This is a genomic window from Streptomyces sp. B21-083, from assembly GCF_036898825.1.
Lineage (GTDB): Bacteria > Actinomycetota > Actinomycetes > Streptomycetales > Streptomycetaceae > Streptomyces.
Genome location: NZ_JARUND010000001.1, coordinates 3972811 through 3997542, shown reverse-complemented (window position 1 = coordinate 3997542; position 24732 = coordinate 3972811). Strand labels below are relative to the sequence as shown.

Here is a 24732-nt window from a genome sequence, read left to right as displayed (position 1 = left end):
AGCGGTCCAGCGGTTGGGCTCAGCCGCCCAGCGCGTCCAGGTCGAGGATCTCGCCGGTGGGCTTCTGGACGGAGACCGGCTTGCCGTAGTCGCTGAAGACGACGGTCCCGGGGTCCTTCGCCGACTTGCTGTCGACGCGCAGGAGATAGGGCTTGCCCTCACCGGCGACGTACATCGTGTACGTGTCCTTGCCGTCCTTCTCCGTCACGACGACAGCGGACCTACCGTCGACGGTCGTGGTGGCGCCGCGCGTCACCCCGGAGTCGGTCCCGGAAGTGCCGTCCTTGAAATCGGCGAGCACGCTGTCCAGGTCGCAGAAGCCCGCGATGTCCTTGGCGTCTGAGCCGGTCGTGGCCATCTTGGTCCACTTACCGGCCAGCATCGCCACGACCCCGTCGGTCTCCGCCTTCGACGAACCCTCGCTCTGCGCCCGCAGGAACTTCTCGTCGTACTTCATGTACAGGGTGGTGCCGGACTTCACGAGGTCGGCCTTGCCCTGACCGTTCATGCTCATCGTCCCGGCGCACTCGCCCCGCTTGTCGAGGGCCATGTCGATTCGGATCGTGCCGCTGCTCTCGTCGTCCGGGACGTCGCCCGTCATACGGAGCGACGAGGCACCCGAGGTTGCCGTCAGCGCTCGTTCGGCAATCTCGCCCCCGGTCAGTCCGGCGAACGGGTCCTTCACCTTGTCGGCGGTGTCGGCCGCCGACTTGCCGGCCGCTTTGTCGGTCGTCCTGTCGCTCGTCTTGTTCTCGCCGGTCTGGCAGCCGGCGACCCCGGCGACAGTCACGGCGGTGAGGCAGAGGGCGGCAAGTGTGGTTCGGCGCATGGGAGTTCCTTCGAGGTTTCCTGGTGAGGACGAACTGAGCTGAGAGCACTGAGAGCACTGAGGGGGCTAAAAGCACTGAGAAACGCGGACAGGTGATGAAAAGCGCGGACAAGTGCTGAGAGGTGTGGGCGGCGGTGGCGCAGTCCCCGGCGCTTCGCCACCGCCGCCCTGGCCGCCTCTTTCTGACAGCTCCCTGTTCGCTGGGTCAATAAGAGCAGACCGTGTGAACCGAGTCAACACGATCCGTGCGGAGGTTCATGTACACGGCCGTGAAGCGGTAGATCTTGCGTGCATCGGTATGCTCGGCGTCACACGTTGAAGAGGGTGTACGTCCAGGGCTGTGTACGGGTGACCAGAGCCGCACGCAGGAGCATCGAGGCCGTGCACGGGACGAGGGGAGCGCGGCGCGTGCAGGACAACGCCACGGAAGTGACCGCCGCCGGTATCGCACGGCTCGCCGGCGTCGGCCGCGCCGCCGTCAGTAACTGGCGCCGCCGTCACGCCGACTTCCCCAAGCCGGTCGGCGGCACCGAGACCAGCCCCGCCTTCGCCCTCGCCGAGGTCGAGTCATGGCTCCGTCACCAGGGAAAACTTGCCGAAGTACCCCTCCGCGAACGCGTCTGGCAGCAACTCGTCGGCCACCCCGAGGGGCCGGCCACCGCCCTCGTCCACGCGGGCTGCGTCCTGCTGCTCATCCATGACCGCCCTACCGTCTGGCTCGAACTGGGCGCGGTCTCCGACGAACGCCTCGCCGCCCGCCTGCCCGCCACCCTGGAACAGGTGATCGCCCCGCGCTTCGGGGTCGCCCGGAAGCGCGGGGTTCACACCTCGCCGGCCGCGCGGGCAGTTCACACGGCGTCCGCCGTACAAGGGATTCACAGTCCGACTGACGTTCGGGGAGTTCACACTCCGCCGGGTGCGCGTGCCGAGTCGACTGTGAATGAGGCAGTCGGTGTGAACACCTCGGAGACCGTGAACACCCCAACCGGCGTACACGCCAGCCACCCCGCCCCCGGCGTTCACACCGCCCCCACCACACCCCGGGTACACAGCTCAGCCTCCGTACACACCAACCCCGCCGCTCCCGCCGTACACAGCCCGCCTGCCACTCCCTCCGTACACACAGGCCCCACCACCGCTTCCGTATACACCCACCCCGCGGTACACACCCCCACCGGCCCCGCACTCCTCCCCTCCGTCCCCCTCCTCCGTGGAGTCGCCGAGCTCGCGGCCGAGATGGGGGCGCGGCAGGCGTACGAGTTCCTGGTCGGGCGGCATCTCGACGCCAACCCGCGGCAGTACACGCTCACCCCGGCCGAACTCGCCCGCCTCATGGGGGACCTCGCCGGTCCCGCGCGCACCGTGCTCGATCCGGCGTGTGGCACCGGCGCACTGCTGCGCGCCGTTCCCGTGCGGGGTGCGCGGGAGGTCGAACGGGACGACTCGGAGCGGGAGTTGTACGGGCAGGACAGCGCCCCGGAGCTGGCCGCGCTCACCGCCCTCCGGCTCGCGCTCCAGGGCCGGAGCGTGGTGCGTACGGCGGTCGGGGACACGCTTCGCAGTGACGCGTATCCGGGGCTCAGGGCCGACGTGGTCCTCTGCCATCCGCCGTTCAACGAGCGCAACTGGGGGCACGACGAACTCGCGTACGACGCCCGCTGGGAGTACGGGTTCCCGGCCCGCAACGAGTCCGAGCTGGCCTGGGTGCAGCACGCGCTCGCGCGACTCAGGGACGGCGGCACCGCCGTACTGCTGATGCCGCCGGCCGCGGCCTCCCGGCGGTCGGGGCGCCGTATCCGCGCGGATCTGCTGCGACGCGGAGCGCTGCGCGCGGTGATCGCGCTGCCGGTCGGCGCGGCACCCCCGTACAACATCCCGCTGCACCTGTGGGTGCTGCGGAGGCCCGACAAGGCGCCTGCTCAGCCCGAGGTGCTGCTCGCCGACACCGGGAGCGCCGCCGAGCACACCGGGCGTGGCGGGCTCGACTGGGAGGCCCTGAGTACCGCCGTCCTCGACGCCTGGCGGCCCTTCGAGCGGGCCGGGACCGCGGTCGAGCGGCCCGGGGTGGCGCGTTCCGTGCCCGTCATCGAACTCCTCGACGACGACGTCGACCTCGCCCCCGCCCGTCACCTCCCGCCGCCCGCCGCGGGCGACGGTGAACACCTGAGCGACGTACGGGAGCGGCTCGGCGAGACCCTGCGGCTGACCGCGGACCTCACTCCGCCCGCCCCCGCCGGACCCACCGACGAGCAGCCCGGGCGCTGGCCGCTGATCACTATCGGTGAACTCGCGCGCGGGGGCGCCCTGGTGATGCGTACGGGCGGAAACGGCGGGCACGCGCGCGTGCCCGTGCTCACCGACCACGACGTCCTCGCCGGCACCGCTCCCTCCGGCTCACTGCCCGAGAGCGACGAGGAGGCCGTGCGGGTGGAGGCGGGTGACGTCGTCGTGCCGGTGCTGGGCGGCGGGTCCGTCGCACGGGTGGTCGACGAGGTCACCGCGGGGGCCGTTCTCGGCCGCAGCCTGGTCCTCCTCAGGCCCGATCCGGCCGCTCTCGACCCGTGGTTCCTCGCCGGATTCCTGCGCGGCACGGCCAACAACCGGCAGGCCAGCAGCTACGCGTCCACCGCGACCCGGCTCGACGTGCGCCGACTGCAGCTGCCGCGGCTGCCCCTGGACGAACAGCGGCGCTACGGCGCCCGGTTCAGGGCGCTCGCCGAGTTCGAGGAGGCCCTGCGGCAGGCGGGCCGTCTCGGCGGACAGCTCGTGCGGGGCATGTACGACGGGCTGACGGACGGGACCGTCGCGCCCGATTGAGTAGGCGGGAAACGCGTACCGGAGGGCACGCGGGCGCGTGCACGTGCGTACGCGGACGTATCAACTGATGAGTCGGACAACGGTTCGGTACAACCCGGGACCTGTTGTCGGTGTCGGCCTATACGCTCGACACGCTCGACGCGATATTCGTCCTCGTCAGGCGATCGGGTTCAGACCATCAGGAGCAACCATGTCAGGCCACGGCTACCCGCAGCCGGTGAAGCAGCCGCCCTCAAGCGGGTGGCGGGTCTTCCTGCGCGTGCTCTTCGTGGTGATCTCCGTCATGAGCTGCGGCCTCCTGACCTGGACGATGCTGCTGCGACTCGCCATCGTGACCCGCAAGGCGCTCGACTGGGGCCTGTTCGTCGCCGTACTCGCGGCCGACATCCTCAGCCTCGTCCTGCTGGGCAACGAGCCCGGTGAGGACATCCACACCGCGGGCGGCTACACGGGTCTCGTGCTGCTCCTCGGCACCCTGGCGATCGTGATCGGGTACTACCTCGCCGCGGACATACGCCACGTCAACAACCAGCTCCGTCATCCCGCCCCCACCGGCCCGCAGCATCCCGGGTACCTCCCGCAGCAGCCCCCGCACGCGTACGGCTACCCCCAGCCCGCAATGGGGTTCCAGCCGCAGTCGCAACCCCCGTCGCCGTACACCGCCACACCCCCGCCCCACACGCCGATACCCCAGCCCCCCGTAACCCGCCCGCCCGTCGACCCGCCGCGCCCGGCGCCCGCCCGTATCGACCAGGTTCGCGCCGAACTCGACGAGCTCAGCGACTTCCTGCGCCGCAACGACGGCAACGGCAGCGGCACCGGTGGCGGCAACGGCCACGAGGGCGGACGGTGAGCGTGGCGACGGGACGCGTCATCGCCGACCGGTACGAACTGTCCACGCTCATCGGACAGGGCGGCATGGGCCAGGTGTGGACGGCGTACGACCAGCGACTCGACCGGCGCGTCGCGGTCAAGCTGCTGCGCCCCGACAAGGTCGCCGGCCAGGAGGCGGACGAGCTGCGCCGCCGCTTCGTGCGCGAGTGCCGGGTGACCGCGCAGGTCGACCACCCCGGTCTGGTCACGGTCCACGACGCGGGCAGGGAGGGCGAGGAACTGTTCCTCGTCATGCAGTACGTCGACGGCGCCGACCTCTCCGACCACCTCGCCGAACACGACCCGTACCCCTGGCAGTGGGCGGTCGCCGTGGCCGCACAACTGTGCGCCGTACTGAGCGCCGTGCACGCCGTGCCGATCGTCCACCGCGACCTGAAGCCGCGCAACGTGATGGTGAAGCAGGACGGCACGGTCACCGTCCTCGACCTGGGCGTCGCCTCGGTCATGGACACGGACACGACCCGCCTCACGCACACCGGTTCGCCGATCGGCTCGCCCGCCTACATGGCCCCCGAGCAGGCGATGGGCGGCGCGGTCGGCCCGTACACGGACCTGTACGCACTCGGCGTACTCCTCCACGAACTCCTCAGCGGGGATGTGCCGTTCTCCGGCTCGACGGCCCTCGGAGTGCTCCACCGGCACCTCTACGAGCCGCCCCTGCCCGTGCGCCGACTGAGACCCGAGGTGCCGGAGGCGCTGGAAGCGCTCGTCCTGCGGCTGCTCGCCAAGGACCCGCAGCACCGGCCCGCCTCCGCGCAGGAGGTGTACGAACACCTGTCGCTGCTCCTCCCGGAGCGCGGGATGCCCACCGGAGCGCCCCTCGACCCCACGCGCCCCTTCCTACGCCCGCACGCCCCCTGGCCGGACCGCGCCCGCACCCCCGCGCCCCAGCCGACGGCCGCCCCGGTGGCCGAGCGACCCGACGTCGCCGGAGCCGTCGACGAGGTCAAACGCCTCCTCGGTGAGGGCCGGATCACCCAGGCCGTCGACATCCTCGGCGGGATCCTGCCCGCCGCCGCCGAACAGCACGGCGAGCACTCCCCGGTCGTCCGCACCCTGCGCAAGCAGTACGCGGCCACCCTCATGGACGACGGCCAGTACCGCCGCGCCCTGCCCGAACTGCGCCGCCTCGCCGACGAACGCGCCGCCGAGGCGGGCCAGGCCGACCCCCAGTCGCTGCGCTTCCGCTACGAGGCCGCCCAGTGCCTCGAACAGCTCGGCGAACCCGCGGCGGCCCTCGCCGAGTACCGCGCCCTGCTGCCGTACTACGAGAACCAGTACGTCGCCGGCGACCCGGAACTCTCCCTCGACGTCCGCCGCCGCATCGGCCACCTCCTCCTCGCCCTCGGCGACCGCACCGCCGCCCACGACACCCTCGCCCGCCTCCTCCACGACGTGGACCGCCTGCGCGGCCCGGGACATCCACTGGCGGCGGAGATCCGGCGCACCCTGGCATGGCTCGGACAGGTGCACGGATAGGGTTTGCGGTGTCTTGAGGGAATCTTGTGGGTCCGCGGGGCCGATGTTTCCCGAACACGGGAACGACGCCGGTTACGTTGCGACCGGCTTCCGTGCCACAGAACGTCATGCCACAGAACGTCTCGTCACAGAACGGGCATGTCACAGAACCGGCATGTCGCAGAACGCGATATCGCAGCACGTCATGCCGCAGAACCAGGGGTGGGTTACATGGTGTCCAGTCACCGGCAGTCCAAGAAGCGCAGGTACATCACCTGGGCGGTGGCCGGTACGGCCGTCGTCGCCGGGGCCGGGTTCGCCGCGCAGTCGTCGATGGCCGCAACCACCTGGCCCGCGCAGCGCACCTTCACCGGCCGCGCGTTCGACACCTGCACCGCACCCTCAGCCGCCGCGATGAAGGCCTGGCGCACCAACAACTTCTACGGCGCCGCCGCCGTCTACATCGGCGGCAAGAACCGCGGCTGCGCCCAGCCCAACCTCACCGCGTCCTGGGTGAAGTCGGTCAGCGCCCAGGGCTGGAAACTCATCCCCCTGTACGTCGGCGCCCAGCCGTCCTGCCAGACCGGTTCCAGCCCCGAGAAGCTCACCGCCGCCACGGCCGCCTCCCTCGGCGCGACGGACGCGGCGGACGCGGTGGCCAAGGCCTCGGCGCTCGGTATGAAGGCCGGCAGCCCGGTCTACCTCGACATGGAGTCGTACGACATCACGAACAAGGCGTGCAACGACGCCGTACTGACGTACGTACGCGCCTTCGACAAGGCACTGCAGGCCAAGACGTACCGCACCGGCTACTACGGCTTCACCAGCTCCAGCGCGAAGGCCATCGCCCAGGCCACCGACCGCACCAACCTGCCGGGCAACATGTGGTACGCGCTGTGGGACAAGCAGAACACCACCACCGCGGACTGGCCCTTCGGCGCCACGCAGTGGACCAACCACAGCCGGGCCCACCAGTACATGGTCAACAGCAAGGAGACCCGCGGCGGTTACACGATCACCGTGGACCGCGACGCGTGGGACGCGCCGGTGGCGATCACCGGCTGAGACGGCTGGAGACCCGTGGGGCAGCGAGGCGGTGCCCGAAGTCCCGGTGAATCGTTGGTCGAATGGCTTGGCCAGAGCTGAGCCACTGCCTAACATCGATCACCGCAAGACTTTGTGCACCGCCGCACAATCTCCTCGGGAGGCTTCCTTGCACCGCCGTCGTCGCACCGCGCTCTTCCTCTCCGCCGCGATCGTCGCCGCGGCCCCGCTCCTCACCGCCTGCGGAAGTGACGCGCATCCCGGCGCGGCGGCCGTCGTCGGCGGGCAGCGGATCACGGTCGCACAGCTGGAGAGCAGGGTGAACGAGGTACGCGCGGCGCAGCGGGCGGCCACCCCGGACCAGGCCCAGTACGCGCAGACCGTCGCCAGAACCGGCAGCCTCACCCGGGACACCCTGCACACCCTGGTTCTCGACCGCGTCCTGAACCAGGCCGCGAAGAACGCGGGCGTGACCGTGACCCGCAAGGACGTCCAGGGCCTGCGCGCCTCCCTGGAACAGCAGGCGGGCAACGAGAAGGCGCTCGAAGACGCCTGGCTCCAGCAGTACGGTGTCGCACCGGCCCGCCTCGACGACAGCCTCCACACCGAGATCGTGGCCCAGAAACTGGCCGCCGCCCTCGGCGCTGACATGAACTCGCCGGACGGCCAGGCCACGTTCTGGAAGGCGATGTCCGAGGCCTCGAAGACCCTCGACGTCGACCTGAACCCGCGCTACGGCACCTGGGACGTCAAGAAGAGCAGCCGCGTCGACGCGAAGACACCGTGGGTACGGGAGATCACGGCGCCGCAGACGGCCCAGGGGACGGCCTGACGGCTACGGCGTAACGGTTGTCCGTACGGGTGTGCGGCAGCCGTGGGGGTGCATGGGTGCCCGGCCTGTGGACAACCGGGAGGGCTGTGGACAACCGAGGGGTCTGTCGGTGGCGTGGGTTACGTTCGGAGGGTGAACGCAACCAGCAGCTTCGAGACAGCTCCGGAGACGGAGATGGGGACGGAGACCGACTCCGGTCGAGTCGTCCTGCTCACCACCAGCCACCGCGTGGCCCCCGGCCTGCTGTCCTGGCCCGCCTGGCAGACGCTGCACGCGGCCGACCGGGTGCTGTGCGCGGACGGTGCGCATCCGCAGCTGCCGTATCTGCGGGACGCCGGCATAACGGTCGAGGAGACCGCCCCGACCGCCGAGGACCTGCTCGACGCCTGCGCCGGCGGCCGGACGGTCGTCGTCGTGACGACGGGTGAGGGCGACCCGGCACTCACGGACGGCCTGGCACGCCTCGCCGGCTCCGGCCGCGTACGGATGCCGGACCTGGAACTCCTCCCCGCCTCCTACGACCTCCCCGGCGCCCGCCTCCTCGACCTCGTCCAGGTCATGGACCGCATCCGCCTGGAGTGCCCCTGGTCGTCCCGCCAGACCCACAAGGGCCTGGCGAAGTACGGCATCGAAGAGGCGTACGAACTCGTCGAGGCGATCGAGGAGGGCGACCGGGACGAGCTGCGCGAGGAACTGGGAGACGTCCTGCTCCAGGTCGTCTTCCACGCCCGCATCGCCGAGGAGGGCAGCGAGGAGGACGAAGACGCGGCCCCCTTCTCCATCGACGACGTGGCCGCCGGCATCGTCACGAAGCTCATCCACCGACACCCGCACGTCTTCGGCGACGAGACGGCGTCCACACCGGAGGACGTCAAGGAGCTCTGGCTGCGCACCAAGGCGGTCGAGAAGCGCCGGACCTCGGTGACGGAGGGCATCCCGCTCGGCCAGCCCGCCCTGGCCCTCACGGCGAAACTGGCGTCCCGCGTCCACACGGCGGGCCTGGACGTCCCGCTGCCGCAGGGCGCGGGCATCGGATACGAGCTGCTGGAGATGGCGATACGGGCGGAGCGCGAGGGCGTGGACCCGGAGGGGGCGCTGCGGGTTGCTGCGCGGGCTTATCGGGATGCGGTGCGGGTGAGTGAGGGGGCGCTGGAGCGCTGATGCGCCCCCGGATCAGTACGGTTGTCCCAGGGCCGGTGCTGAGGCGTGGGGGCGTGCGTGGACGAGAAGACGGATCAGCTGGCGGCCGAGGGCGCCGAGGCACTGGTCGCCGGACTCAGGTCGGCAGGCTGGGAACGGGTTCGGGACAGATTCACCGAGTGGTTCGACCGGCGTGGGCAGGATGAGTGCGTCCATGCCCTCCGCGCGCTGCGCGGACCGGCCGAGTTCGCCGACACGGAGAAGCCGATCTGGCGCGACCGGTTGAGCGAGGCACTCGCCGACGCGTGGGATCTGGACGGTGCGGATGAACTGGCGTCTGTCATGCAGGAGTTGAGCCTGCCCCCGACGGGCGAGGCACCGGCTGCGGATCTGACTCCGGCACCGGTTTCCGTTCCGGCTCCGGTTCCCGTACCGGTTCCCGCCCTGGCCTCCGCTCCGGATCCTGTCGTTCCGGGGGACCGCTTCGACTTCCAGGGGATCACGGTCAACGGCCAGTTCGTCGGTGTGCAGCACGTGCGGCAGACGGGCGGGGACGCCCCGGGGGGCGCTCCCCAGTCACCTTCGGTGGACTGGCCCTCGGCCCAGGACATGGATCCGCTGGCTTACGGGGTACGGCCGACACGGCGAGGCAACGGGCTTCCGCAACTCCCGCCGTATGTCGCTCGGGACGCCGATCCGGCGGTCAAATCGGCTCTGGAGCAGACGGCTTCGGAGGGCGGCCTGGTCGTCGTACGAGGGGACGCGTTTGCCGGGAAGTCGCGTACGGCGCTCGCTGCCATGGCCGAAGTGCTCCCCGACGTACGGGTGTTCGCGCCCGCCCGGCACGAGAACCTGCGGCAGTTGCCCGCCCTGTTGAGAAGCCTGCCCGGCGAACGCTGCGCGCTGTGGCTCGACGACCTCGACGGTCACCTCGGAGACGGGGGCCTGGAACCGAGGCTGTTGGCCCAGTTGACGGGACAGGGGGTGGCGGTGGTCGCCACGATGAGCGAGGACACGTATGACGAGTTCCGGAAGTCGTCCCGGGGCCGCGTTCTCGATCTGGCGCACATCGTCGAACTGCCCCGGGAGTGGAGCCACGGGGAGCGGAAGCGGGCGGGGGAGACCGAGGACCCCAGGCTGAAGGAGGCCGCGCGCCGGTCCGGCGCGGAGGGCGTGGCGGGGTATCTCGCGGTCGGGCCGATGCTGTGGGAGGAGTGGCAGCGGGCCCGGCGGGCGGACCGGCATCCGCGCGGGTACGCGCTGGTGCTGGCGGCGGTCGATCTGGCCCGGTGCGGGTTGCGCGGCCGGCTGCCGCAGGACCTGCTGGTGCAGGTGCACGAGGGGTACGAGGGCGTGGCGGGCCTGGACCGGGAGTCCGTGGACGACGCCCTGGCCTGGGCGGCGGAGAAACGCCACGGGGTACTGGGATTGCTGACGAGAAGCGGTGCCAGAACGTGGGAGGTGTCCCCTTGTCTGGTGGAGACCGCGTCCCAGGACGAGACGTTTCCGGCGGTGGACGGAGCGGTGTGGGGGGTTGCGCTGGAGGTGGCCCGGACGGACTCGGCGTACGACTCCAACGTGGTCGTGGCGGGGGCGCGGAGGGCGTTCCGGGTGGCTGCGGAAGCGGGGGGCAGGTGGGCCATGCACAGTCTCGGGCTGCTTGAGGAGAGTCTGGGGGACGCGGGCGAGGCCGAGACGTGGTTCCGGCGGGCGGCGGAGACTGGGCACGCGGAGGCTGCGGGGCGGTTGGGGCGGATGCTCGCGGAGCGCGGGAAGGGGAGGGAGGCAGAGCCGTTTCTGGAGGCGGCCGCCGAGGCCGGAGACCACATGGCGGCGACTCTCCTGGGCAGGCTGCTAGTGCATCGGGCGGAGGGATGGCTGGAGGCCGCGGCCAAGGCGGGGAATCCGGAGGCGGCACACCGGGCGGGAGATCTGTTCCTCGGGAAAGGCCAGCTCGATGTGGCTTACGTCTACTACGTGGTTGCGGAAAGGCTGGGACTTGCTGAGGCCGCCAGGAGCCTCGGTGCGTACAACCTGCTGATGAACAGGCCTGAGTTGGCCAACGTGTGGTTGACGCGTGCGATGAGCGCCGGGGACAGGGGCGCGGTCGCCCTGATGAGCTTCACGGGGCGCGCGTCGGAAACCCTGGACGACGCCGTGGAATACCTTGAGATGTTCTCTGACTATCTCCTGGACATCACTCACCTCGGCGTCGTGCGGGAAAAACAGGGTCGGCTCGCAGATGCTCGTCGGCAGTACGAGATGGGCTACGAGGCCGGTGATGCTTACGCCGCCTATCGCCTGGCAGTTCTCTACGAGAAGGAGAACCGGCCCGCCCAGGCCAATGCCTGGTACCGACTGGCCGCCGACATGAATCACCCCGCCGCCAAGAAGGCCCTCGGCGAGAAGCCCGAGACGCCGGATACCGTCACCGAGTGACCAATCAATGGCCGTACAAAGCGCTGTTGCACTCGTGGCGGCCGGAAGCTGCATCGACGTCATACGCGTGCTCTCGGCTGGCTCTGACGTGAAACCCGACGTCGGCGTACTGTCGATGGCGTGAGCGAGCATCTGGGAGACAAGCTGAGCCGGCTAAGGCGCTTGGCCAGCCTGACTCAGGAGGAGTTGGCCGCACGGTCGGACGTCTCTGTCGACGTCATCCGGAAGCTGGAGCAGAAGCGCAGGGGGTCGGCGACATTGCCCACCCTGCACAGCCTGGCGAAGGGACTGGGCGTCGAACTGACGTCGCTCTTGGGCGACCCTCCGGGGGTTCCTTCCAACGGTGAGGCCGATCCACCGCAGCTCGTCGCCGTGCGACGCGCTATCTCGCCTCCGCTCTTCGCCCCGCCTCCCGAGCCGCACCGCGCGGAGAAACTCACGCTTCCGCTGCTACGGGCCGAGATAGCCGACGCGTGGACGCTGTACCACGAAGCGGAGTTCGGGCGGCTGATGGAGGTTCTCCCTGACATCATCACGGACGCGCGCTTCGTGGCAGCCGTTGGCGGAGATGATGAACGAGCCGTCGGCCAGGCGGCATTGGGCAAGGCGCTCCAGCTCGGCGGACACCTCGCTATCCGCATGGGGAAAACCGACCTTTCCCTGTCGGCGCTGGAGCGCGCCATGAACGCCGCCGCGGACTCCTCCGACCCGCTGCTTCCCGCAATGATCAGTAACAGCGTTGCGTGGAACTATCAGCGGCAGAACCGGCTGGACGACGCGACCAACCTTGCCGTGTACGCCGCGGACAAAGTGGAGCGCGAACACACGACCGACGCGTCCGGCGTGCGTGTGTGGGGCGGACTAGTGATGTCGGCCGCGACGAGTTACGCCAGGAGCGGGCACTACGACCGAGCCGACGAGATGATGCTGACCGCCGAGAAGGCTGCGGGCCGAGTCGCGAAAATGTTGGCGCCGGAAGACGGGCGACTCGTCTCTGTGTTCAGCAAGTCGTCTGTCCGTATCGAGCGTGTTCGCCTGGCCGTCCAATACGGTCGGCCGGAAGAGGCGCTGATGCTCGCCAAGGGGATGCGGCTCTCGAAGGATATTCCGCCGTCATGGCGCACCTGGCTTCTGCTCGATGTGGCGCGGGCTCACACGGACACCGGGAACGCCGAGGGCGCGGTGAAAGCCCTGGAAAGCCTTCGCCGTGTAGCACCGACGTGGATGCGTCATCACACGCTCGCGGTCGCCATCGTGCGCGACCTCTGGGAACTGCCGACCCGCCCTCCGGGGCTACGTTCGATCGCCGAATTTCTGGGCGTCACCACTTAGCGTGTCGAGACTAGGACACTGCGTCCCTGTTGTCCCGCTCTGCCTCAGGGGACCCTGACTCCATCAGCAACAGTGCGGAGGTGCAGGGATGGCGCGGGAGACCACTCTCGGGGGACCGGTCCAGTTGTTTGATCCGCTGACCCTGAATGAGCCGGAACCGGTTCGTGGGTGTGACATCTGCGGCGCTCTGGCAGGTCAGCGGCGGGAGGCTCTGGACCCGAAAAGCCCTGCCTACGACCTGTCGCACGCAACGGATCTCGCTGTGGAGATCCAGCGTCATCCACACGACTGGAAGAAGGCGCAGCGATGACGACGGAACCCTTCCCCTGCCTATGGTCGTTCGCGGAGACGTCCGCCCTTCCGTCGCGTCGGTGGGTCGAGTGCGTGAACTGCATCGAGAACGTGTCACTCGACGACGGACGCACCGACCCGCAGGAATGGGCGGTTCTCCATACGGCTCTGCATCCGGATCACGTCCGTTATCGAGTAGTCAGTCAGGTCGGGTTCCGCCTCGACCCGACCTGGGTTCTGACTCCCTCACGGCCCGGCACTCCCGGGTCCGAGAGGCCGTGAGGGTACTCGCCTGATTCCTCGTGCACCGTCATCGGTCTTGGGGCGGTGCTCAGTCTGTGAGGGGCTCCCTGTACAGGGAAGCGCCTCCGGCTGCTGCATAGGGTCAACCCATGCGCTACGAGGAGCCCCCCGCCCCCGAACTCTTCACCTGGGAGTTCGCCACCGACCCCTACCCTGCCTACGCCTGGCTCCGTGAGCACGCGCCCGTGCACCGGACGAAGTTGCCCAGCGGGGTCGAGGCCTGGTTGGTCACGCGGTACGGGGATGCCAGGCAGGCGCTCGCCGATCCCCGGCTGTCCAAGAACCCGGCGCATCATGACGAGCCCGCGCACGCCAAGGGCAAGACCGGTATCCCCGGTGAGCGCAAGGCCGAGTTGATGACCCATCTGCTGAACATCGATCCGCCGGACCACACCAGGCTGCGGAGGCTGGTCGCCAAGGCGTTCACCCCGCGCCGGGTCGCCGAGTTCGCGCCCCGCGTCCAGGAACTCACCGATCAGCTGATCGACCGGTTCGCGGCGAGCGGCTCCGCCGATCTCATCCACGAGTTCGCCTTCCCGCTGCCCATCTACGCGATCTGCGACCTGCTGGGCGTACCCCGCGAGGACCAGGACGACTTCCGGGACTGGGCCGGGATGATGATCCGGCACGGGGGAGGGCCCCGGGGCGGGGTCGCGCGGTCGGTGAAGAAGATGCGGAGCTATCTCGCGGAGCTGATCCACCGCAAGCGCGAGGCGCTGTCCGATGTGCCCGAACCCGGTGAGGACCTCATCTCAGGGCTCATCCGCGCCTCCGACGAGGGCGAGCACCTCACCGAGAACGAGGTCGTCGCCATGAGTTTTATCCTACTTTTCGCTGGTTTTGAGACAACCGTCAACTTGATCGGCAACGGCGTCTACGCCCTTCTCACCCACCCCGAGCAGCGCGCCCGCCTCCAGACGTCCCTGGCCGACGAGAACTCCTCCCTCCTCGAAACCGGTATCGAGGAACTTCTCCGCTACGACGGCCCCGTCGAGCTGGCCACCTGGCGCTTCGCCACTCGTCCGCTCAGCATCGGAGGGCAGGACATCGCGGCCGGCGACCCCGTCCTCGTCGTCCTCGCCGCCGCCGACAGGGATCCGGCGCGGTTCGCCGACCCCGACACCCTCGATCTCGGCCGCCGGGACAACCAGCACCTCGGATACGGCCACGGCATCCACTACTGCCTGGGTGCCCCGCTCGCCCGTCTGGAGGGCCGGAGTGCGCTGGCCACCCTCCTCACTCGCCTCCCTGACCTGCAACTCGCCGCCGATCCTGCCGAGTTGCGATGGCGGGGCGGCCTCATCATGCGTGGACTGCGCACCCTGCCCGTCGAGTTCACGCCGGTGCGCGAATCCGGCCAGACCTTGTCGGCGGCGCCGTAGAAGATCACGAGAAGGTGACACTCCCTCAACAATGTGATCTTCACGTGATCTGTGCGGCATGAACTTGTGACAAGCGATCGCCTGCGGCTACGTTCGTGCACCAGTGCGATGCCCGGCATCACGCGTCGCGCTGATCCCCGCTGTCTCGCGAAAGGCAACCGCATGCTCTCCGGGAACGGTCGTCACCGTCGCCCCCGTCAGGCCCCGGCGCTGCTCGTCTCGGCCGGCGTCGCCGGCTCCGCCATCGCCATCCCGCTGCTCGCCGCGAGCGGCGCCAGTGCGGCCAGCGGCACCACCTGGGACAGGGTCGCGGAGTGCGAGAGCGGCGGCTCCTGGAGTGCCAGCCCCGGCAACGGGTTCTACGGCGGGCTCCAGTTGACCCAGGCGGACTGGGAGAAGTACGACGGTCTCTCCTACGCCCCGACCGCCGACCAGGCCAGCCGTTCGCAGCAGATCGCCGTCGGCGAGAAAATCCTCGCCGACCAGGGGGCCGGCGCCTGGGGGACCTGTGCGCTGCTGTCCGGGCTCGGTAAGGACACCGGCTCGGCCGACGTCGACACCGGCGTGGCCGCGGGCGACGCCGATGCGGCCAAGGGTGACGCCTCGGGCCTGGGCCTGGGAGTGATCTCGGGCACGGACTCGGACTCCTCTTCCTCCTCCTCGACTTCGGCGTCGCCCACGCCCTCGGCGTCCCCCTCCACCGGCTCCTCGGCCCTGACCGGGGCCTCCGTCCCGTCGCCGTCCCCGACGCCGTCCAGCGGGGCGACGAAGGGCTCCGCTGACCCCCGTGACTCTGCCGGGTCGGCCACTTCGCCGTCCCCGTCCGCCTCGTCGCCCGGTGCGGATGGCTCGAAGAAAAGCGACAGTTCACCTGTAGATGCCGCAACGGGTGAAGGGGCTGGCAAATCCGGTCAGAAGGCAGAAAAAGGGAGCGGTGTGAGCAGCGCCGAGACCTCTGCCGGTACCGGCCGTCACCGCGGCAAGGCCGAGGGGTCGTACACCGGCAGCATCGGAGACGCCCTCTGGGATGTCACCGGCTCTCTCGATCTCGTCGGCGGGCAGTCCGAACCCACCGCCGGGAGCGACCCCTTCCTTGACGGGGACTCGGGTCTCGTTCTCCCCGGTCAGATCCTTGCGGTAGGTAGCGAACCGGGGCAAAACTAACCGGAGTTCGCGTCCTGTTTTCGCGCTGAATGTCCGTTATCGATGCGGTGAGAGATAGGTCTCAGAAGCCCTGATCGTCTTTGTATTTCATCGGATCAGCTGTTTACGGTCGTCATCGCCCGCCACAGTGGGCCCCGCCGGTCGCAACGCCGAATCCTGCCAACGGCCGAACGGGAACAGTCGTCGCGTCAAGCGCCGTAGGCAGGAGCGGGGGACCCAAGGTAGGCGCCGCACCGGGCAGTTGTCCGGAGCGGCTCGGGGTGAAGTCGTACGCCGCCCGACAGGGGCGTACGGCCGGGCAACTCAACCGGCCCGAACCCGACAGCTCACCTCGCAGGCGTCGGTGAGGGGATCTTTCATGCTGTTTTCCGGCAAGGGCAAGCACCGTCGTCCGTCCAAGGCCACCCGCGTCGTCGCCATCGCCGGCGTGACCGGTGCCGCTGTCGCCGCTCCGCTGCTGGCGGCCGGCTCCGCCTCCGCCGCCACCTCCGCCGAGTGGGACACCGTCGCCCAGTGCGAGTCCGGCGGCAACTGGTCCATCAACACCGGCAACGGCTACTACGGCGGCCTGCAGTTCTCCGCCTCGACCTGGGCCGCGTACGGCGGCACGGCGTACGCCGGCACCGCCGACCAGGCCTCGAAGTCCCAGCAGATAACCATCGCCGAGAAGGTCCTCGCGGGCCAGGGCAAGGGCGCCTGGCCGGTCTGCGGCACGGGCCTGTCCAGCGCCTCCTACGACGGCGGTTCGGGCAGCGGCACGAGCACGGGCACGGGAGCCAGCGACAACAACTCGTCCAGCGGCTCCAGCTCCAGCGGCTCCAGCGAGACCTCCACCCGCTCCACCGACAACCAGCAGGCCTCCCGCTCGCAGGAGCGGCCGGCCGCGAAGAAGACCGTCACCACCCCGACCGGCAAGAAGGTCAAGAAGGGCGACGGCGAGTACAAGGTCGTCAAGGGCGACAGTCTCAGCGCGATCGCCGAGGCGCACCACGTCAAGGGCGGCTGGCAGAAGCTCTTCCAGCTGAACAAGGACATCATCGACGACGCCGACTTCATCTTCCCGGGCCAGCAGCTGCACCTCAGCTGACACGGCCGCACCTCGGCCGACCCAGCTGTACCGCGGCTGACCCCGGGTCACCGTCGGGCCGGAGCATCCCCCAGATCCCAGCCGGCCCGAAGGTGAACCACAGGACCCCCACAGCCGTGCCTTCCAGGGCGAAGGCCTCGTGCGGGTCACCCCCCGTCCCCCACGGGCTCCCCGCTCCGGTGCGTGTTCCCCCGTACGCACCGGAGCGGGGCTTTTTGTTCCCTGGGGGAACAATGTTTACCCTCGGTTCCGTTCATGTTCCGTCCATGGGGTGGTCGGACGGCTGGCCGATCCCCCGGAGCCGGTTAGGCTCATCAACGCGGAGCCGCCGCGGCCCCGTATTCGCGAGGCCTCAGCAGCCCCGCGTACCCGCGTCACATTCCATAAGGAGTCGCCAGTGCCGTCCATCGACGTCGTCGTAGCCCGGGAAATCCTCGACTCGCGAGGCAACCCCACCGTCGAGGTCGAGGTCGGCCTCGATGACGGCAGCACCGGTCGTGCCGCCGTCCCGTCCGGCGCCTCCACCGGAGCCTTCGAGGCCATCGAGCTGCGCGACGGTGACCCCAACCGCTACCTCGGCAAGGGTGTCGAGAAGGCCGTCCTCGCCGTCATCGAGCAGATCGGCCCGGAGCTCGTCGGCTACGACGCCACCGAGCAGCGCCTGATCGACCAGGCCATGTTCGACCTGGACGCCACCGACAACAAGGGCTCCCTCGGCGCGAACGCCATCCTCGGCGTCTCCCTCGCCGTCGCCCACGCCGCCTCCGAGGCCAGCGACCTGCCCCTCTTCCGCTACCTCGGCGGCCCGAACGCGCACCTGCTGCCGGTTCCGATGATGAACATCCTCAACGGTGGATCCCACGCGGACTCCAACGTCGACATCCAGGAGTTCATGATCGCCCCGATCGGCGCGGAGTCCTTCTCCGAGGCGCTGCGCTGGGGCGCCGAGATCTACCACACCCTCAAGAAGGTGCTGAAGACCAAGGGCCTGTCCACCGGTCTCGGCGACGAGGGCGGCTTCGCCCCGAACCTGGAGTCCAACCGCGCCGCGCTCGACCTCATCATCGAGGCCATCAAGCAGGCCGGTTACGTCCCCGGCGAGCAGATCGGCCTCGCGCTCGACGTCGCCGCGTCCGAGTTCTACAAGGACGGCAAGTACGAGTTCGAGGGCAAGTCCCGTACGGCCGCCGAGATGACCGAGTACTACGAGGAGCTCGTCTCCGCGTACCCGCTCATCTCCATCGAGGACCCGCTGTACGAGGACGACTGGGCCGGCTGGAAGACCATCACCGACAAGCTGGGCGACAAGGTCCAGATCGTCGGCGACGACCTCTTCGTCACCAACCCGGAGCGCCTCGCCCGTGGCATCGAAGAGGGTTCGGCCAACGCGCTGCTCGTCAAGGTCAACCAGATCGGTTCGCTGACCGAGACCCTGGACGCCGTCGAGATGGCGCAGCGCAACGGCTTCAAGTGCATGATGTCCCACCGTTCCGGCGAGACCGAGGACGTCACCATCGCCGACCTCGCCGTCGCCGTGAACTGCGGCCAGATCAAGACCGGCGCCCCGGCCCGCTCGGACCGCGTCGCCAAGTACAACCAGCTGCTGCGCATCGAGGAGATCCTCGACGACGCGGCGGTCTACGCCGGCCGCAGCGCTTTCCCCCGCTTCAAGGGCTGAGCTGAGCAGCTGTAGCGGCTTAGGCAGCGTCGTACGTACGTCCCCGTACCCGGTCCCGTACCGTGTGCGGGGACGTACGCGCGTGTGAACGGGAGGCGGGGAACATGGCCGTACTGTGCCATCCCGGGGGACAACCCCCGGACCCCCGGCCGAAAAGATCAGGCGCGCGAGCGTGACAGGCGCAGAGCTGCGAGGTGAGCATCAGTGACCAACCGGGACCGGTTCTCCACCGCGACCAGGATCAAGCTGCTCGGCGAGCAGACGGCGGCCCGCGTCTACCGTTCGCAGACCAGGCGCCAGGCCCGCCGCTCCCGCCTGACCGGCCGGGCGGCCCTGCTCGTCCTGGTGCTCTGCTCGCTGATCGTGGCCCTCGCCTATCCGATAAGGCAGTACGTCTCCCAGCGCGCCGACATCGCCGACCTGGAGCGCGAGCGCGACCAGGCCAGCCGGCGGGTCGAGCAGCTGCGCGACCTGAAGGCACGCTGGCAGGACGACGCGTACGCGGAGCAGCAGATCAGGCAGCGGCTGCACTATGTGATGCCGGGCGAGACCGGGTACGTCGTGATCGACCCGGACGCGGCGAAGCAGTCGCGCGTCGACCTGGGCGCGGCCGACCGCCCCTGGTACGCGAACGTCTGGGACGGCGTGGACAAGGCCGACGCCGCCGACCAGTGAACTGAACGGAACAGAGAAGACAGGTATGGACACGCCCCCGCCTCCCACCCCGCGCACCGAGCCGACCGACGCGGACGTCGAGGCCTTCCAACAGCAGCTGGGCCGCCCGCCGCGCGGGCTGCGCGCCATCGCGCACCGCTGTCCCTGCGGGCAGCCGGACGTCGTCGAGACGGCGCCGCGACTGCCGGACGGCACGCCCTTCCCCACGACGTACTACCTGACGTGCCCGCGCGCCGCCTCGGCGATCGGCACGCTGGAGGCGAACGGCGTGATGAAGGAGATGACGGAACGGCTCGCGACCGACCCCGAGCTGGCCGCGTCCTACCGCGCCGCGCACGAGGACTACATCGCCCGCCGTGACGCCATCGAGGTCCTGGAGGGCTTCCCGAGCGCCGGCGGCATGCCGGACCGCGTGAAGTGCCTGCACGTCCTCGTGGGCCACTCGCTGGCCGCCGGTCCCGGGGTGAACCCCCTGGGCGACGAGGCGATCGCGATGCTGCCGGAGTGGTGGGCGAAGGGGCCGTGCGTGGCGCCGACCGAGTGAGTTCCGCCCCCGCCGCCCCTACCTGTTCCCATCCCTGGGGGCGGCGCCCCCAGACCCCCCTTTCGCGCTGAAGGCGCTCGTCCTCAAACGCCGGACGGGCTGAAACGGACCGCCCCATGACCCGTGTCGCCGCCATCGACTGCGGTACGAACTCGATCCGCCTCCTCGTCGCCGACGCGGACCCGGCGACGGGCGAACTCGTCGACCTGGACCGCCGGATGACCATCGTCCGCCTCGGCCAGGGCGTCGACCGTACGGGTCGGCTGGCCCCCGAGGCGCTGGAGCGGACCTTCGCGGCCTGCCGGGAGTACGCCGGCGTCATCAAGGAGCACGGCGCCGAGCGGCTGCGCTTCGTCGCGACGTCCGCCTCGCGGGACGCGGAGAACCGGGACGAGTTCGTACGGGGGGTGCTGGACATCCTGGGTGTCGAGCCCGAGGTCATCTCGGGCGAGCAGGAGGCCGAGTTCTCCTTCACCGGCGCCACCAGGGAACTGACGGGGCGCGACGACCTCGACAAGCCCTACCTCGTCGTGGACATCGGCGGCGGCTCGACCGAGTTCGTGGTCGGCGACGACCAGGTGCGCGGGGCCCGGTCGGTGGACATCGGCTGCGTACGGATGACGGAACGGCACCTCGTACGCGACGGAGTGGTCACCGACCCGCCGTCCGAGGAGCAGATCGCTGCGGTACGGGCCGACATCGAGGCGGCTGTCGACCTGGCGGAGCGGAGCGTGCCGCTGAGTGAGGCGCGCACCCTGGTCGGGCTCGCGGGGTCGGTCACCACGGTGTCGGCGATCGCCCAGAACCTGGCCGCGTACGACTCCGAGGCCATCCACCACTCCCGGGTCTCCTACGACCGCGTCCGCGAGATCACCGAGACCCTGCTGCGGTCCACGCACGCCGAACGGGCGGCGATCCCGTCCATGCATCCGGGGCGGGTGGACGTGATCGGCGCGGGGGCTCTGGTGCTGCTGTCGATCATGGAACGGATCGGGGCGACGGAGGTCGTGGTGAGTGAGCACGACATCCTGGACGGCATCGCCTGGTCGGTCGCGTGACCCTCGACTGAGCAGGTCGGATTACGCATGAGCGCACTTGGGGGGCTGTTTGAGGCCCCCTGGTGACGCCCTCCCGGGAAAGTTCGTGAAGTTCTTCACAAGGAATTCGGTCCTGTTGGGCGACGAACGTGGTCCGGAGCACCCTTTCGGGGGCTCACCTGGGGTGGGAGCGTGCTCGGGGGAGCGTCGCGGTGGTGTTTCCAGGGGGTGTTGCGGGGCGCTGGTCCAGTCGCTCCGGAGACCCGGAAGAGCAGTTCACGCGGCATTGACATCGGGGCGTACCGCCCGCTGGTACCCCTCGCGAGACAGGGTCTCCGGCACGCGGGCGGCGCAGTGTAACAGAGGGGCTGGATAAGCTTGTGAAGGGGCGCACGAGCGACCCCCCTGGACCGGGTGGATACTCGATGGCATGAGCACCACGGAGCGTCCCAGGATCCTCGTAGTAGGCGGTGGGTACGTAGGCCTGTACGCAGCTCGGCGCATCCTCAAGAAGATGCGCTACGGCGAGGCGACCGTCACGGTCGTCGACCCCCGGTCGTACATGACCTACCAGCCCTTCCTCCCCGAAACCGCCGCCGGCAGCATTTCGCCGCGCCACGTCGTCGTACCGCTGCGACGTGTGCTGCCCAAGGCGGAAGTTCTCACCGGTCGGGTCACCACCATCGACCAGGACCGCAAGGTCGCCACGATCGCCCCCCTCGTGGGTGAGGCGTACGAGCTGCCTTTCGACTACCTCGTCATCGCCATGGGCGCGGTCTCCCGCACCTTCCCGATCCCCGGCCTCGCCGAACAGGGCATCGGTATGAAGGGCATCGAGGAGGCCATCGGCCTGCGGAACCACGTCCTGGAGCAGCTGGACAAGGCTGACTCCACGACCGACGAGGAGATCCGCCGCAAGGCGCTCACCTTCGTCTTCGTCGGCGGTGGCTTCGCGGGTGCGGAGACCATCGGCGAGGTCGAGGACATGGCTCGCGACGCGGCGAAGTACTACACCAGCGTGTCCCGCGAGGACATGCGGTTCATTCTCGTCGACGCCGCCGACAAGATCCTTCCCGAGGTCGGCCCGAAGCTGGGCCAGTACGGCAAGGAGCACCTGGAGAGCCGCGGGGTCGAGATCTACCTCTCGACGTCGATGGACTCGTGCGTGGACGGCCACGTCGTCCTGAAGAACGGCCTTGAGGTCGACTCCAGCACGATCGTGTGGACGGCGGGCGTCAAGCCCAACCCGGTGCTCTCCCGGTTCGGCCTGCCGCTGGGTCCGCGCGGTCACGTGGACGCGCAGCCGACGCTCCAGGTCACGGGTACGGACTACGTCTGGGCCGCGGGCGACAACGCCCAGGTGCCGGACGTGGCCGCCCGTAAGGCCGGCGTGGAGAACGCCTGGTGCCCGCCGAACGCGCAGCACGCGCTGCGGCAGGCGAAGGTGCTCGGCGACAACGTGGTCTCCGGTATGCGGGGCTTCCCGCAGAAGGACTACGCGCACTCCAACAAGGGCGCTGTCGCGGGTCTCGGCCTGCACAAGGGCGTCGCGATGATCGTCATGGGCAAGCTCAAGATCACGCTCAAGGGCCGGCTGGCGTGGTACATGCACCGCGGCTACCACGGTCTGGCGATGCCGACGTGGAACCGGAAGATCCGGGTGTTCGCGGACTGGACGCTGGCGATGTTCCTGAAGCGTGAGGTTGTGGCGCTGGGGGCGTTGGAGACTCCTCGTGAGGAGTTCTACGAGGCTGCGAAGCCGGCGCCGGTCGCCGCCGCGAAGAAGGCCGAGGAGAAGACAGAGGCCAAGGCCTCCTGACGTTCGCTCCTTTGACCTCCGGTCACTGAATCACCCCTGAAGGGGCTGCTCGCCATCCGTGGTGCGGGCGGCCCCTTTTGGCATTCGCCCCGGGCGCCCCTGTCTGGCGGACTGCACCAGTCCTGGCCTGGGCATGGAGCACCTCATGAGCGGAGCACAAGTGAGCTGGGCGCGCATGGTGGCCGAGAACGAGCTGAGGGGTGTGCTGCCTCGTCGTTGGGCACATTCGGAAGGCGTCGCACAGCGTGTGGTCGGTCTTGCACGAGTCCTGGGTGAAGATGCCGATCTCCTGGCTTCGGCTGCTGTGCTGCACGATGTGGGTTACGCGCCCAGGCTCGCTGAAACCGGCTTCCATCCCTTGGACGGTGCCCGTTTTCTCCGTGACGTCCACGGGGCGGACGAGCGGCTGGTTCGGCTGGTGGCAAACCATTCGTTCGCGCTGTTGGAGGCCGAGGAGCGCGGGTTGAGGGAGGTGCTGGAGGCGGAGTTCCCGCTGTTGGAACAGCCTTTGCTGGTGGACGCACTGGTCTACTGCGACATGACCACGACGCCGGACGGGGATCGCACCACTGTCAGGTTCCGGCTGGCCGAAATCCTCGGCCGTTATGGAACGGACGGTGTAGTGGGGCGGTTCATCCGTCGGGCGTCGCCTGAGATTCTGGCCGCTGTCGGAAGGACCGAGGCCGCCTTGGTGGCTCAGCCGAGGTAGGGATAGGCACCGGCAAGGAAATCGCCGATCTGCTGCCGCATACTGGGGTGAATATCGTACCGGTTGAAGTCGGCGGGCTGGACGAAGCGAACGCCGTCGGCCTCGTCGTTGATGGTGGGCTCGCCGCCGACGGGACGGCCGATGTAGGTGTTCTCGTACTGCTGGCGGACCTCGCCGTCGCTGTAGGCGACGATGTGTTTGGGGTTGGTGTAGACCCCGAGGAAGCCGGTGATCTCGGCGACGATGCCGGTCTCCTCCAGGCATTCACGTACCGCGCATTCGGCAGCGGTCTCGCCGATGTCCTGCGCACCGCCCGGAAGCGCCCACTGGCCGGTGTCGCGGCGACGCTGGAGGAGTATGGCGCCCTCGTCGTCGACGACCAGGAGGTTACTGGCGGGAATGAGGGTGTTGGCCTTGGGAGCCTTGGGATCGTTGAGGTATTCAGTCCTGCCCATTCGCGGGGGTCCCCTCCTGGTCGGGCTTCCATGCATGTGCGCCGGCCCAGACGGCTTCGAAGCTTTGAGCGTAGTTGTCGAACCATCCTGAGCTGTCGACCCTCTTGAGGTGCATCAAGGGGTTGGCGCTGGCCGGTTGGCCGTAGACATGCGAATTGACGAGCAGGTCGTTGTCGTAGCGGAACAGCGAGTTGTACAGGGTGGTGTCGTGCAGCCGTACCTCACAGCTCGGTGTCGATGGCAGCGGGCGATAGTACGTGAGGGACGCGCGGATCTTCGCGCCGAGCGTGTCGCCGATGCCTTCTTCACGGCCACGGCCGACCGCGGCCTTTCCAGCCGGATCGCCAAAGCACAACCGGACACGGACACCGAGTGACGCTCGCTCGGTCAACATGTGGGCGACGTGCGGGTTGGACTGGGCGAAGAAGGTGCCGGAGAAGACGAGCACATCGATCTGCTCCTTCGCTTCGCGGAGGAGGGAAAGCCAGGTCTCGCGGGGGACGCTGGCGCGGTTCTGATAGGTACCGACGAGCTCGGCGTCGGGGCCGTTCGGTCGGCCGCTACGACCCTGAGGTGCGGGCCACAGGAAGGTCTCCTCGACTCGGAGGTGGCGGGCGACGCGGAAACGGTGTCGTGGGTGGGGAAGTCGGCCGCTGATCCATCGACTGACGGTTTTGGGGTCCACCTCGCACACTTCGGCGAGCGATTCGGGTAAGACGCCGCGCTGGGCGAGTGCGGAATGGAGTCGCTCGTTCACGGTGGACATCCAAGCCGAGTCGCCGGAAGGTACGCAAGGACGTTCC

Annotated in this window: 21 protein-coding genes and 1 riboswitch; of the genes, 18 read left to right on the top strand and 3 right to left on the bottom strand. The window is 69.3% G+C overall.

Annotation, left to right across the window (positions count from 1 at the left end; translation table 11 throughout):
• Positions 1-19: 19 nt before the first annotated feature.
• Positions 20-829, bottom strand: coding sequence for a hypothetical protein (locus QA861_RS17885; protein WP_334589321.1), 810 nt, complete (start codon positions 827-829; stop codon positions 20-22).
• A 408-nt stretch (positions 830-1237) separates the two neighbouring features.
• On the opposite strand from QA861_RS17885, the gene QA861_RS17880 reads away from it, so the two are divergent.
• The 18 genes from QA861_RS17880 (at position 1238) to QA861_RS17800 (ending at position 23474) form a co-directional block, all read left to right on the top strand.
• Positions 1238-3646 (top strand): N-6 DNA methylase, encoded by a 2409-nt coding sequence (locus QA861_RS17880; RefSeq protein ID WP_334589320.1) that lies wholly within the window; start codon positions 1238-1240, stop codon positions 3644-3646.
• Between the two features lie 190 nt (positions 3647-3836).
• Complete coding sequence (locus tag QA861_RS17875) at positions 3837-4499, top strand: hypothetical protein (protein WP_334589319.1); 663 nt, start codon at positions 3837-3839, stop codon at positions 4497-4499.
• A gap of 38 nt (positions 4500-4537) precedes the next feature.
• Positions 4538-6019, top strand: a complete 1482-nt coding sequence (locus tag QA861_RS17870; protein ID WP_334590610.1) for a protein kinase domain-containing protein — start codon at positions 4538-4540, stop codon at positions 6017-6019.
• A 213-nt stretch (positions 6020-6232) separates the two neighbouring features.
• Positions 6233-7063: a glycoside hydrolase domain-containing protein gene (locus tag QA861_RS17865; protein ID WP_334590609.1), complete on the top strand. Its 831-nt coding sequence runs from the start codon at positions 6233-6235 to the stop codon at positions 7061-7063.
• A gap of 148 nt (positions 7064-7211) precedes the next feature.
• Positions 7212-7874 (top strand): SurA N-terminal domain-containing protein, encoded by a 663-nt coding sequence (locus QA861_RS17860; RefSeq protein WP_334589318.1) that lies wholly within the window; start codon positions 7212-7214, stop codon positions 7872-7874.
• Positions 7875-8006: 132 nt separating this feature from the next.
• Positions 8007-9035, top strand: coding sequence for a nucleoside triphosphate pyrophosphohydrolase (locus tag QA861_RS17855; RefSeq protein ID WP_334589317.1), 1029 nt, complete (start codon positions 8007-8009; stop codon positions 9033-9035).
• A 57-nt stretch (positions 9036-9092) separates the two neighbouring features.
• A complete protein-coding gene (locus QA861_RS17850) occupies positions 9093-11453 on the top strand; it encodes an SEL1-like repeat protein (RefSeq protein ID WP_334589316.1) in 2361 nt (786 codons plus the stop codon).
• A gap of 120 nt (positions 11454-11573) precedes the next feature.
• Positions 11574-12785 (top strand): helix-turn-helix domain-containing protein, encoded by a 1212-nt coding sequence (locus QA861_RS17845; protein ID WP_334589315.1) that lies wholly within the window; start codon positions 11574-11576, stop codon positions 12783-12785.
• 306 nt (positions 12786-13091) lie between these two features.
• A complete protein-coding gene (locus QA861_RS47055) occupies positions 13092-13358 on the top strand; it encodes a DUF7848 domain-containing protein (RefSeq protein ID WP_443041503.1) in 267 nt (88 codons plus the stop codon).
• A 110-nt stretch (positions 13359-13468) separates the two neighbouring features.
• Complete coding sequence (locus tag QA861_RS17840; RefSeq protein WP_334589314.1) at positions 13469-14761, top strand: cytochrome P450 family protein; 1293 nt, start codon at positions 13469-13471, stop codon at positions 14759-14761.
• A 162-nt stretch (positions 14762-14923) separates the two neighbouring features.
• Positions 14924-15925 (top strand): transglycosylase family protein, encoded by a 1002-nt coding sequence (locus QA861_RS17835; protein ID WP_334589313.1) that lies wholly within the window; start codon positions 14924-14926, stop codon positions 15923-15925.
• Between the two features lie 183 nt (positions 15926-16108).
• Positions 16109-16280: riboswitch (cyclic di-AMP (ydaO/yuaA leader) on the top strand.
• A gap of 3 nt (positions 16281-16283) precedes the next feature.
• Complete coding sequence (locus QA861_RS17830) at positions 16284-17012, top strand: transglycosylase family protein (RefSeq protein WP_334589312.1); 729 nt, start codon at positions 16284-16286, stop codon at positions 17010-17012.
• Between the two features lie 397 nt (positions 17013-17409).
• Positions 17410-18690 carry a phosphopyruvate hydratase gene (gene eno, locus QA861_RS17825; RefSeq protein ID WP_334589311.1) on the top strand — a complete coding sequence of 427 codons (1281 nt, stop codon included), beginning with the start codon at positions 17410-17412 and terminating at the stop codon, positions 18688-18690.
• Positions 18691-18894: 204 nt separating this feature from the next.
• Entirely contained in the window at positions 18895-19365 is a 471-nt protein-coding gene (locus tag QA861_RS17820; RefSeq protein WP_334589310.1) for an FtsB family cell division protein, read from the top strand.
• Positions 19366-19390: 25 nt separating this feature from the next.
• Complete coding sequence (locus tag QA861_RS17815; RefSeq protein ID WP_334589309.1) at positions 19391-19909, top strand: DUF501 domain-containing protein; 519 nt, start codon at positions 19391-19393, stop codon at positions 19907-19909.
• Between the two features lie 116 nt (positions 19910-20025).
• Complete coding sequence (locus tag QA861_RS17810) at positions 20026-20967, top strand: Ppx/GppA phosphatase family protein (protein WP_334589308.1); 942 nt, start codon at positions 20026-20028, stop codon at positions 20965-20967.
• Between the two features lie 409 nt (positions 20968-21376).
• Positions 21377-22765: an NAD(P)/FAD-dependent oxidoreductase gene (locus QA861_RS17805; protein WP_334589307.1), complete on the top strand. Its 1389-nt coding sequence runs from the start codon at positions 21377-21379 to the stop codon at positions 22763-22765.
• Between the two features lie 145 nt (positions 22766-22910).
• Positions 22911-23474, top strand: coding sequence for an HD domain-containing protein (locus QA861_RS17800; RefSeq protein ID WP_334589306.1), 564 nt, complete (start codon positions 22911-22913; stop codon positions 23472-23474).
• Here the strand turns inward: QA861_RS17800 and QA861_RS17795 are convergent.
• The gene (locus QA861_RS17795) at positions 23462-23929 is read right to left on the bottom strand and encodes an NUDIX hydrolase (RefSeq protein WP_334589305.1); all 468 of its coding nucleotides are present in this window, start codon (positions 23927-23929) and stop codon (positions 23462-23464) included. The two genes, QA861_RS17800 and QA861_RS17795, sit on opposite strands and share 13 nt — an antisense overlap.
• Positions 23916-24686 (bottom strand): helix-turn-helix domain-containing protein, encoded by a 771-nt coding sequence (locus QA861_RS17790; protein WP_334589304.1) that lies wholly within the window; start codon positions 24684-24686, stop codon positions 23916-23918. Before QA861_RS17790 ends, QA861_RS17795 begins: the two co-directional genes overlap by 14 nt.
• Positions 24687-24732 lie beyond the last annotated feature (46 nt).